This is a genomic window from Rothia sp. P100 (assembly GCF_023712425.1).
Taxonomy (GTDB): Bacteria; Actinomycetota; Actinomycetes; order Actinomycetales; family Micrococcaceae; genus Rothia; species Rothia endophytica.
In genome coordinates this window covers 503,497-515,480 of sequence record NZ_JAMAYG010000002.1, presented here as the reverse complement: position 1 = coordinate 515,480, position 11,984 = coordinate 503,497, and the positions used below count along the sequence as shown (strand labels likewise).

Annotated in this window: 8 protein-coding genes; 6 read left to right on the top strand and 2 right to left on the bottom strand. The window is 54.6% G+C overall.

Annotated elements, in window-relative coordinates; genetic code table 11:
• Positions 1 to 247: 247 nt before the first annotated feature.
• From M3668_RS07230 to M3668_RS07215, 4 genes are all read left to right on the top strand, one after another.
• Entirely contained in the window at positions 248 to 604 is a 357-nt protein-coding gene (locus tag M3668_RS07230; protein ID WP_251380149.1) for a preprotein translocase subunit YajC, read from the top strand.
• 80 nt (positions 605 to 684) lie between these two features.
• Positions 685 to 2,388, top strand: coding sequence for a protein translocase subunit SecD (secD, locus tag M3668_RS07225; RefSeq protein ID WP_251380148.1), 1,704 nt, complete (start codon positions 685 to 687; stop codon positions 2,386 to 2,388).
• Complete coding sequence (gene secF / locus M3668_RS07220) at positions 2,378 to 3,454, top strand: protein translocase subunit SecF (protein ID WP_251380147.1); 1,077 nt, start codon at positions 2,378 to 2,380, stop codon at positions 3,452 to 3,454. Before secD ends, secF begins: the two co-directional genes overlap by 11 nt.
• Positions 3,455 to 3,645: 191 nt before the next feature.
• Positions 3,646 to 6,024 carry a RelA/SpoT family protein gene (locus M3668_RS07215; protein ID WP_251380146.1) on the top strand — a complete coding sequence of 793 codons (2,379 nt, stop codon included), beginning with the start codon at positions 3,646 to 3,648 and terminating at the stop codon, positions 6,022 to 6,024.
• Positions 6,025 to 6,071: 47 nt separating this feature from the next.
• Here the strand turns inward: M3668_RS07215 and M3668_RS07210 are convergent, their stop codons facing one another.
• Positions 6,072 to 6,842: a hypothetical protein gene (locus tag M3668_RS07210; RefSeq protein ID WP_251380145.1), complete on the bottom strand. Its 771-nt coding sequence runs from the start codon at positions 6,840 to 6,842 to the stop codon at positions 6,072 to 6,074.
• A gap of 191 nt (positions 6,843 to 7,033) precedes the next feature.
• Positions 7,034 to 8,323, bottom strand: coding sequence for a DUF349 domain-containing protein (locus tag M3668_RS07205; protein WP_251380144.1), 1,290 nt, complete (start codon positions 8,321 to 8,323; stop codon positions 7,034 to 7,036).
• Between the two features lie 331 nt (positions 8,324 to 8,654).
• Between M3668_RS07205 and hisS the strand changes: the two genes are divergently transcribed.
• Positions 8,655 to 10,016, top strand: coding sequence for a histidine--tRNA ligase (gene hisS, locus M3668_RS07200; protein WP_251380143.1), 1,362 nt, complete (start codon positions 8,655 to 8,657; stop codon positions 10,014 to 10,016).
• A gap of 96 nt (positions 10,017 to 10,112) precedes the next feature.
• Positions 10,113 to 11,897, top strand: coding sequence for an aspartate--tRNA ligase (gene aspS, locus M3668_RS07195; protein ID WP_251380142.1), 1,785 nt, complete (start codon positions 10,113 to 10,115; stop codon positions 11,895 to 11,897).
• Positions 11,898 to 11,984 lie beyond the last annotated feature (87 nt).

Here is an 11,984-nt window from a genome sequence, read left to right as displayed (position 1 = left end):
CCCCAGAGCTGCCGTAAGCGCCCTGCGCTGACGCGCAGAGATTCACCACGATTTTCGTTTCCTCGCGCGCTCGGAAAATCATGGTTCATCCGGCAGCCTGGCAACATTTAGGGTTAGCAGCCCCAGAATTCCCATAAAACTCTCAGCTCAGAAAACCTGCCTACAGCAACCTAGAGCCAAATTCACAGACTCATCGCGTAAACTGGGGCGGAAGACTATCACCAACACCTGATTTGAGGGATTATTCGTGGACAGCGGTTCACCCCTATTCATGCTCGCGCTACTAGCTATCATGATGATTGTGCTTATCGTACTGCCTGCTCGCCGTACCAAAAAAGCGCAGACACAGCTCAAAGAACGCCAAGACCAAATGATGCCAGGGACTCCCGTAATGACCAACTTCGGTCTCTACGGCACTGTGGCTAGCATCAACAAAGAAGACAACACCGCTGAGCTCCAAATTGCTCCTGGTACTGTTGTTAAGGTTCATCTCATGACCGTTACCCAGATCGAAGAAACTGGTGCCGCAACCGGATCAGCAGCCTCGGCAGGGGAGCATCAGCCCACCATCAACGGTGAAATCGCAGACGAACCCACCAAATAAACTTTCTTCTACGAAATAGGTGCGCAGCCTGAGGGCCGCGCGCCTTTTCACGTTTGACATAAAACTGTAAAGGGGCGTTGATGGCTACTACAGGCCACAGTGCAAAAGCACGCGGAGCGCTGGTCTCCATGCTGCTCTTACTGCTCTTAGTTGCTGGGGGTATCTTCGGCACCACCTTCGCTGGGGGTTCCTGGTCACCCAAGCTCGCGCTTGATCTTTCAGGTGGCAGCCAGCTCATTCTTTCACCCCAGGTGAATGACGCCGACGGCGGGCAGGTCACGGATGAACAACTAGAGCAGGCAGTAGAAATTATTCGCCAGCGCGTGGACGGTTCCGGAGTAGCTGAAGCTGAAGTCACCACTCAGTCTGGGCAGAACGTTGTGGTATCAGTACCCGGAGTCCTGAGCCCTGAAACCCGAGAACTCATCCAAACATCAGCACAGATGTCTTTCCGCGCCGTCCTCAACTCTGGTGCACCTACCCCGATAACGGGTGATGCAGTAGCGACTGAGGAATCGTTACCTGCCCCCACCGCTGAACCTACTGACGGTTCAGACTACAACTGGGTTACCCCTGAGCTCTGGCGGGAGTATGAGGCTCTTGACTGTAGCATTCCATCCAATGTGGACGAGGTTGAGCAGGACCCCGACGTGGCAATCGTTGCATGTTCAACCGACGGGCAGGAGAAGTACATCCTCGGGCCTATCGAAATTTATGGAACAGAAATTAAAAATGCCAGCTTCTCTCAGGTGACCGGTGGCACAGGGTATTCCACGGGCCAGTGGGGAGTTAATATTGAGTTCAATGAATCTGGAACAGCAACCTTTAAGGATGTCACCACTCGTCTGAACTCAATCCGTGGTGCTAACTCCTCTGACCCACGTGCCCGTTTCGCTATTATGCTAGACGGCGCCGTTCTCTCATCCCCGGTCACCCAAGCAGTGATTACCAACGGTCAGCCGCAGATTACCGGTAACTTTACTGAGCAAGAAGCATCCCAGCTCGCTGAGCAGCTCAAATACGGTGCTCTACCCATTAGCTTTACCATCCAGTCGGAGCAACAGATTTCAGCAACTTTGGGTGCTGATCAGCTCAAGATGGGTCTTTTGGCCGGTCTGATTGGTCTGATCCTGGTCTTTATCTACTCCCTGTTCCAGTACCGCCTGGTTGGTCTGGTCAATATCAGCTCAATTTTGGTTGCTGCGGGCTTCTCCTACGGCGTGATTATTCTGCTGGGCCACCTCATGAACTACCGACTTTCGCTGGCTGGCGTTGCGGGCCTCATCGTGTCGATTGGTCTGATGGCTGACTCTTTCATCGTTTACTTTGAACGTATTAGGGACGAGATTAGGGCTGGGCGAACCATACCTGCCGCTATCGACCACGGTTGGAACCGTGCAAAGCGGACGATTATGGCATCTAAGGCCGTGAACCTTCTAGCTGCCCTAGTGCTCTACTTCGCTTCGGTAGGTAACGTGAGAGGTTTCGCTTTCACTTTGGGCCTCACAGCTATTGCTGACCTAATCATTACTTTCCTCTTCATCCACCCGCTGATGGTTCTGCTGGGACAGCGCAATTACTTTAGAAACGGCGGCAAGTGGTCCGGTATGGATCCCGCGGCGCTGGGAGCCACACCGCTCTACCGAGGTGCCGGGCGCGTCCGTAGCGTTGAAGAAACCGAAGCTCGCCTCTCTCTTGCTGAGCGTAAGCGCCGTGAGCGTTTAGCCGCTGCTGAAGAAGAGATGTCTGCAACTGATATTAAGGAGCAAAGCCGTGGCGAATAAGCTTGCGCAGTTCGGTAATGACCTGCATTCAGGCAAAAAATCTTATGGATTTGTGCCTCATCGTAAGCGCTGGCTTAGCCTCGCCCTGATCGTCGTGCTTCTTGCTGCGATGGTTCCGGTGTTCAAAGGCGGCTTCAATCTGGGCATCGAATTCCGCGGTGGATCAGAATTCACTGTCTCATCGGTGGCGAATGAAGATGTGACCATCGGCCAGGACGCCATCAGCTCAGCAGCACCTGAGGCGACTGACGTACGAGTCACCAACATTTCATCGGGCACCGTGCGTGCGCAGATGAGCGAGCTGAGCGACGATGAAACCTTGGCAGTCGGCGACGCTCTGCGAGCTGCCTACGATGTTGAGAGCGACGATGTCACTTCATCCTTCGTCGGCCCTACCTGGGGTGCCGGCGTCACCAAGCAAGCCCTCATCGGTCTAGCATGGTTCGTAGTACTAGTAATGATTGGCATGGCGCTCTACTTCCGAACCTGGAAGATGTCGCTTTCAGCAATTGCCGGTTTGGTTTTCACCATTGTCACCACCGTGGGGCTGTATGCTCTTGTCGGCTTTGAGATTACGCCCAGCGCTATCATTGGCTTCCTCACCGTGCTCAGCTACTCGCTGTATGACACTGTGGTGGTCTTTGACAAGATTCGAGAGAATACTGAGGGTATTGAGGGCAGACGTGATGTCACTTTCGGTGAGCAGGTAAACCTGGCGGTTAACCAAACCTTGGTCCGATCCATCAATACATCTATTGTTGGTATTCTGCCCGTGGGTTCTATTCTCTTTATTGGTGCTCTGTTGCTGGGCGCTGGCACTCTCAAGGATCTTTCGCTGGCCTTGTTCGTAGGTATCATCGTAGGCACCATTGGCACCCTCTTTGTGGCTGCTCCCGCCTATGCTGTGCTGCGCTTAAGAGAGCAAAACGTCAAGAACCAGGAGCGCAGAGTACGGGACGCCCGTGTAGGTATTGTTTCCGAAGAAGAAACTGCTGATACCGGCCAGTCCCCGGGCATCCCTGCTATCACCGTCCGAGAGTTTAACTTTACGACCAATAACCAGTAGGGACAACGAGAGCCGAGTACCGGCTCGATATTCATAGATAAAGAAGGTGCCGCCCGGTAAAACTAGGCGGCACCTTCACATTAAAGTAGGCTGGCTTAGTTATGCCTGGTCACTGTGTTCTACCTATCAGCTATTTTGAACTATGATAGAGCAACATATAGCACGTGGACGAGGCAAGGGGGAGTTCAGATATGAGCGCTTCAGAAAAGAACACTCACAGCACCCAGGACATGAAGCGACCTCTGCGTGGTTCACACCGTGTCATGTCGGCATCAGGTCGGGTGCCGGCTCGCCAGGTCTTTGGTCGTGAAGTGGGCCCAAGCCCACGATTCTCGCCGGTTCTTGCCCCTGTCATCCGCACAGTTACCAAGTTTCACCCTAATGAAGACCTTGATGTGCTGCAGCGGGCCTTTAAAGTAGCCAGCCGCTACCACCGCGGGCAAAAGCGTAAGAGTGGGGACCCCTACATCACCCACCCGGTAGCCGTGACCACTATCCTGGCAGAGATTGGAGCTACCGGCCCCGTTCTTGTTGCTGGACTTCTGCATGACACCGTTGAAGATACTGACTACACCATGGAGCAGCTCATTGCCGACTTCGGTGAAGAAGTTGCTTACCTGGTGGACGGGGTGACCAAGCTCGATAAAGTCAGCTACGGCGCTAATGCTCCCATTGAAACCATCCGTAAACTGGTGCTGTCCATGAGCAAGGACATCCGCGTGCTTCTGATTAAGCTGGCGGACCGTCTACATAACGCACGTACCTGGCGCTTTGTGTCAGGAGCTTCAGCGGCCAAGAAGGCTGAAGAGACCCTGCAAATCTATGCCCCGCTGGCACACCGCCTCGGTCTTAACACCATTAAATGGGAGCTTGAGGATCTTTCATTTGCAGCAATGAGCCCCGATATTTATCGGGAAATTGTGCGTCTGGTCGGTGAGCGAACCCCCAAACTCGAAAAGTATTTGGCTGAAGCTCGGGTGACTATCGAAGATCGCTTGCAGCAGGTTGGTATTGAGGGCACGGTGACTGGCCGCCCCAAGCACTACTATTCCATCCATCAAAAGATGAAGACCAAGGGTAAGAGTTTTGATGAAATCAACGACATCTTGGCTGTACGTATCATGGTTGAGAACATTGATGACTGCTATGCCGCTTTAGGTCATGTGCTGTCGCTGTGGCCGTCCATGGCGGGGCGCTTTAAGGACTACATCAAGTCGCCCAAGAATAATCACTACCAGTCCCTTCACATGACGGTGCACGGGCCAGGTGAGCTACCGCTTGAAATCCAGATTCGCACCTACAAGATGCACGAAGAGGCTGAGTACGGTGTGGCAGCACACTGGCGGTATAAGGCAGCTTCTCGTGGTGAGAAGGTGGAGACCGCGGTCCAGGAGCCCAGCACCCACACTGCTGCCTTTAGCATCGGGATTTTGCAATCAATCTCTGAGATTTCTAGTTCTAACCCCGAATCGAGCAAGTTCTATGAGGAGCTGGCGGAAACTCTAGAGTCAGATGAGATTGTGGTTCTTACCCCGCAGGGTAAGCCCATTAGTTTGCCGTCCGGTTCAACGCCCGTTGACTTCGCCTACGCTATTCACTCTGAGGTGGGCGACCGCACGATTGGGGCCAAGGTCAATGGCAAGCTCGTGCCCCTGCATACGAAACTAGAGACAGCCTCCACAGTGGAAATTATGACCACTAAGGACGAGAACCACGAGCCAAGCGAGGACTGGCTCAAGTTTGTGCGTACCTCAAAAGCCCGCACCAAAATTAGGCAACATTTTGCTAAGGGGCGCAGACTTGAGGCGCTCAGCCGCGGCAAGGAACGCTTAGTGAAGGCCATGCGGCAGCATGAACTTCCACTCACCAAAATGTTGACTCCTGAGCTCATGCTTCAGGTAGCGCATGCGCACCATAAAAACGATGTGGCAAGTCTCTACCATGCGGTTGGAGAGAACGATCTTGAACCCCAAAATGTTATCTCTACTCTGGTCGATCTCTACTACGGGGATAACGACGATCAAGCACCGGAAGAGGTCAATAGCTTTGATAACTCACTGTTCAATACCCGCCCAGCTACAGGCGATGATAACGGTGTGGTGGTGCCTGGCGCTGAGGGTATTCTGACTAAAATTGCTCGATGCTGCACTCCTGTTCCGCCGGACGAAATCGTTGGTATCGTGACCCGCTTACAGGGTATTTCTGTTCACCGTGTCGACTGCCCCAACGTGCTGAATGCTCAGGATGACCCTCGCCAGACCACTGTTGAGTGGGCTAACAGCACCAATAATAATTTTAGGGTGAGCATCCAGGTGGAGGGTATTGACCGCAAGCTGCTGCTGGTCGACGTCATTCGGGTAATTTCTGAATCCGGGAGCAATATCGTCGATGCGAAGGTTCACACCAGTGACGATCGTTTTGCCGTCAACCGTTACACGGTTGAGGTCAGCGACCGCTTTATGCTCGATCATCTTCTCAACCAGATTATGAACGTACCTGGTATCTTTAGCGCTTACAGACTAACCGGGGCCAAACCTCTCTCGAAGAGAGACCTACCTCGATACGAATAGTGGTAGTGACATTAAACGGTAAGCTCACATGTATCAGCATCTAGGCTCTACCATAGCCCTTGTCTCCGCAAGGTAACCTCGGTACAAATATTTTTTGCCCGAGCAAGAACTGCTTGACGCTGACGTATGAAGGATGCTTCTTGCACATGTGACAACAGTAAGCGCGGCGTCAGATTATTATCCGGGCTAAGGAGAATCTGCCCTACAATCTCTAGAGCATCATATTCTTCATCAAAGATAAGAAGATCTAGCGCCGTCCGCAGATGATTGGTGACCAGCAGGCCACCAATACTAAGTGCCTCGTAGGCTTTGAAGGTGGACTGATGAGCTGAGCACAATCGTGCAGCCTTCCGTGGCAAATGAACTCTGTTGTTACGGTCATAATCGATATCAATACTGCCCTGCGGCGCCTGCCCAAACCCCAGAATCCAGGCTGCTGCGCGGCGAGAAATGCGTAAGCGGTGATGGTAACCCTCAGGGATAAGCATGCCACAGCTGATAGCTCGCAGCAGGGCGGTATCTTTCACATGGGGTGGAGAGTAAATTCCGTGGTGCAGGTGAACTAAAGCTTCGAACTCAACGACTTCTCTAAACTCGGCAGTGCTGACTCCCTCTGATTCAGCGGTGCAAAGTAGCCTCCTCATTTCTTCAGTAGCCCGGGGGTCAAGATGGCGGAGCCCTGGATCGGTGAAAGCCGTGGACTGGAAGCCCCCTTGTGCCTGAGCTATATATTCAAGGGTTGAGGAGCTTTTCTGCTCCGGCGGGAGGAGCGGGAAGGGGAGAGCACTGAGTTTATGGGTGATACTGTGAGCTGACATACCTAAGTTTTACCAAACCAAAGCATCATCGAGGGATCAATTTTTTGACCTGTGTATAACTTCTGTCTCGAACAGCAAAATCCCCGCAGAAACTGTAGTCTCTGCGGGGAGTCGAGCTGAAGAGAAGAAATATTCACTTCACATAGACGGTTTATCCACACATTCGATGCACGGTTAAACCGTCAAACCTGCTAGGCACCAAACTCAGCTGATGAAGCCTTCAAGGTTTCCAGCCACTGCTTGCGAGCTGCCAGTGCTTCTTCCGCCTTCTTGATTTTCTGTGCGTTGCCACCAGCTTGAGCCTTTTCAAGATCAGCTTCGAGATCAGCAATCGCCTCTTCCAACTGGGTCAGCATGGAGTTAGCACGAGCCTGTTTCTCGGGGTCAGTCTTCTGCCACTTAGCGTTTTCGGCCTGATGGATTTCGTCCTGAACTTTCTTCAGATCCTGTTCCACACGACGCACAGCGGCGCGGGGAACGCGCCCGATAGTGTCCCAACGATCAAGAATGCCCTCGAGCTGTGCCTTAGCGGCCTTTATGTCGGTGACGGGCAGGATGGCGCGCGCTTCTTCAAGCAGCGCTTCCTTTGCTACCAGGTTAGCTTCGAATTCCTTATCGAGCTCAGCGTTGAGAGCGGCACGGGCGTCAAAAAAGACATCCTGTGCTGCACGAAAACGACCCCACAGCGCATCGTCTTCTTTGCGTCCGCCGCGAGGTGCGGCCTTCCACTGATCCATCAGAGTGCGGTACTTGGCGGCAGTCTCCGCCCAATCAGTGGAGGTGCTTAGCGCCTCAGCTTCGGCAATGAGAGCCTCTTTGACACGTTTAGCCTTGGCGTTCTTTTCATCAAGCTGTGAGAAGTGAGCGCGGCGGCGGCGGTCAAAAGTGGTGCGGGCAGCGCGGAAACGCTTCCAGAGGTCGTCCTCTACGCTCTTAGCCAGGTGATGCTCTCGCTGGGTTTTCTTCCACTCATCAAACAGCTCGTTCATGCGTGAGTGGGAGTTCTTCCAGTGAATCTTGGTTTCATCCTGGTCAGCTAGGGTCTCAGCTTCGGCGACGATTGCCTCACGGGCTGCCAGCGCAGCTTCACGTGATTCGACTGATTCTGCCTTTTCGGCTTCTTCGCGTTCATTGATCTTGGCAACCAGAGCCACCAGACGCTCCTGAAGCACAGCGTAATCGCCCACCATGTTGCGAACTGCTACCTGTTGGCCCAGGTGCGCTGCAGCCTTCTGCAGATCGGCTGCCTTAGCTTTACGAGCTACGCGCTCTTCGAGCAGGGCAACTTGTGCTTCTACATTTTCAAACTTACGGGCGAAGTAGGCGAGGGCTTCATCAGCTGAGGCGCCGGGCACCTGGCCTACTGCATATTCTTCACCGTCCACGATGACAAAGACGTGGCCTTCAGCATCAACTTTGCCGAATTTACGAGCCTTTTCGAGGTCTACGGTTGCGAGGGTGTCGTCGGGTTGGGTAGTCACCGCTATAACTCTTTCACGTTGAGGCGCGTTAGCGCAGGTGTAAAACAAAGCGCACCAGCCACGTGCAATTAGACGATAGGGCTGGTTAGCTGTCATCAGTCAACAACTAATAATCTATCGAGCACGGTTGGTGCACTCACCAGCATATCGTTCTTAGGGGGTTTTAGCATCTAAAGGACACCCGGGTATTACGTGGGCAGTAATGTGGTGTATCTCAGCAGCAGACCCCGCCTATAATTACCGGTGCTCCGTGCTCACCGTTTAGTATTAAGAAGACTGTGCGGTAAAAGCTGCGCACCAAGTACCTATTTTGTTGACGTGAGGGGAGCTAATGGCTCGCAAGCAATCGCTTTCTGGATTCCCAGAGCACCTACCTGAAGAACGTTTGGTGGAGAATTACGTTCTCGATACTCTGCGCGAAACCTTTGAGCTGCACGGCTTCTCTTCCATCGAAACGCGCTCGGTTGAGACCATCGACCAACTACTGCGCAAGGGCGACATCGACAAAGAGGTCTACGCGGTTTCACGTCTGCTCGATGATGCGGAGGATGCCCGCAGCGCTGCCAAAAAAGAGAAGCTGGCACTGCACTTCGACCTCACCGTACCGTTTGCGCGCTACGTGGTGGAAAATGCTGGCTACCTGAATTTCCCCTTCATGCGCTACCAGATTCAGAAGGTGTGGCGCGGTGAGCGTCCTCAAGAAGGCCGTGCTCGCGAATTCACTCAGGCCGATATTGACGTAGTGGGGGATGGCGCTCTGCCTTTCCGCTATGACGTTGAACTGGCTCTCATCATTGTGGAGTCCCTTTCAAAACTGCCCATCCCTGACTTTAAACTGCGCGTCAATAACCGCAAGCTTTCAGAAGGTTTCTACCGCGGCATCGGGCTCACAGATACTGCGGGAGTGCTGCGCAATATCGACAAGCTAGAAAAGATTGGCCCGGACGCCGTGGCCCAGCTCCTCAAAGACGAGCTGGGTGCTACGGACGAGCAGGCTCAGGCTGCGCTGTCCTTGGCGTCCATCAGGGCAGAAGATACCTCTTTCGCCGATCAGGTTCGCGCTTTGGGTGTCTCCGATGAACTCATGGAAGAGGGCTTGGCTGAACTCACTGAGGTGATAGGTGAAGCTGCACGTCGTGCCCCCGGCAAGGTCATTGCTGATCTCTCCATTGCCCGCGGCTTGGACTACTACACCGGTACCGTCTACGAAACGGTGCTGGTGGGTCACGAGCAGCTGGGCTCCATCTGCTCGGGTGGTCGCTACGAATCACTGGCGTCCAACGGAAAGAAAACCTACCCCGGTGTTGGCCTCTCTATTGGCGTCACCCGCGTGGTATCCCGCATCCTGTCCCAGGGCTTCGCCACTCCTACCCGCAAGGTGCCCTCAGCCGTTCTCATCGCCCTGACCAACGACGAGATGTGGTCAGGCGCTCAAGACGTCGCTGATCAGCTGCGTGCCCGCGGAATCGCCTGCGAGGTCTCAGCAACCGCAGCTAAGTTCGGTAAGCAGATTAAGTACGCCGAAAAACGCGGCATCCCCTTCGTGTGGTTTACCTCAACCAACGAAGATGGCAGCCTCAAGCACGAGGTCAAGGACATCCGCACCGGGGAGCAGGGAGAAGCTTTACCCGAAAACTGGATGCCTCCGGCAGAGGATCTGCAGGTGCGGATCGTCCCTGCAGACTCCCACTAAACCCACCGTGGCTGTCGCGCAGTCCACGGTGCAACCTATACTTAGACATAAAATTCTTTTCACAGAAAAACAGCTGTGATGATGGAAAGGAAGAGCGTGCTACGCACTCACACCCTTGGCGAGCTAACCGCTGAGAACATCGGAGAAACCGTTACCCTATCTGGTTGGGTTTCAAGACGCCGCGACCACGGTGGTGTTGCCTTCGTAGACCTGCGAGACCGTGAAGGCGTCACTCAGGTGGTCTTCCATAACGAAGCTGACTTCGAACACCTGCGCAACGAGTACGTACTCAAGGTCGTGGGTGAAGTCACCCGCCGCCCCGAGGGTAACGAGAATCCCAACCTGGTCACCGGTGACATCGAGGTTATGGTCAAGGAAACTGAGGTGCTCAACACTGCAGCACCCCTACCCTTCCAGATTGATGAGCACGTAGAAGTAGGCGAAGAAGCCCGCCTGAAGTACCGTTACCTTGACCTGCGACGCCCCGAACCTGCCCGCTTGATGCGCCTACGTTCAGAGGCTAACCGTGCGGCTCGCGAAGTTTTGCACGGTCAGGAATTCACCGAGGTTGAGACACCCACCCTGACCCGTTCAACCCCCGAAGGTGCTCGTGACTTCCTGGTCCCGGCACGTCTGGCACCTGGCTCCTGGTATGCACTGCCCCAGTCACCCCAGCTCTTCAAACAGCTGTTGCAGGTGGGCGGCATTGAAAAGTACTACCAACTTGCCCGTTGCTACCGTGACGAAGACTTCCGCGCCGATCGTCAGCCCGAGTTCACCCAGCTGGACATCGAGGCATCCTTCGTAGACCAGGAAGACATTATTGACCTGGGCGAGCGTATCGTTGAGGCTGTCTGGAACTTAATTGACGTCAAGGTTCCCCGCCCCATCGAGCGCATCACCTACAAGGATGCCATGGAGAAGTACGGCTCGGACAAGCCCGACCTGCGCTTCGGTCTCGAGCTGACCGAGCTGACCGACTACTTCAAAAACACCACCTTCCGCGTCTTCAAGGCTCCCTACGTGGGCGCTGTGGTGATGCCAGGTGGTGCCTCACAGGCACGTCGCACCCTGGACGCCTGGCAGGAATGGGCCAAGCAGCGCGGCGCTAAGGGTCTTGCCTACGTGTTGATTCAGGAGGACGGCGAGCTGACCGGCCCCGTTGCCAAGAACATCACTGAAGAAGAGCGTGCCGGCCTGGCAGCGGCAACCGGCGCTAAGCCCGGCGACTGCATCTTCTTTGCCGCAGGGGACGCCAAGTCCTCGCGCGCTCTGCTGGGTGCTGCCCGCGTTGAAATTGGTCACCGCACCGGCCTCATCAAGGATGGCACCTGGTCCTTCGTCTGGGTTGTAGATGCACCCCTCTTCGAGTCAGCAGCAGACGCTACTGCCTCCGGCGATGTGGCGTTAGGCTCCTCAAAGTGGACCGCCGTGCACCATGCTTTCACCTCGCCCAAGCCCGAGTACCTGGACACCTTTGACCAGGAAGAGGTCACCGGTGAGGCTCTAGCCTACGCCTACGACATTGTCTGTAACGGTAACGAAATCGGCGGCGGCTCGATTCGTATCCACCAGAAGGACGTCCAGGAACGTGTCTTCAAGGTCATGGGCATCAGCGAAGAAGAAGCTGCAGAGAAGTTCGGCTTCCTCCTCGAGGCCTTCAGCTTCGGCGCACCCCCTATGGGTGGCATTGCCTTCGGTTGGGACCGCGTTCTGCAGCTCATCGGCGGCACCGACTCAATCCGCGACGTCATCGCCTTCCCCAAGACCGGTGGCGGCTTTGACCCGCTCACTGCTGCTCCTGCGCCCATCACCGCGCAGCAGCGCAAGGAAGCCGGCGTTGACTTCAAGCCTGAGGCCAAGAAAGCTGAAGCTAAGTAACTTCTAGGCTTTAAGCCCCACAAAGAGGCGCCGCCCCTGCTCTTTCTCAGAAGATGCCGGGACGGCGCTTCTTTCTTTAACCATATA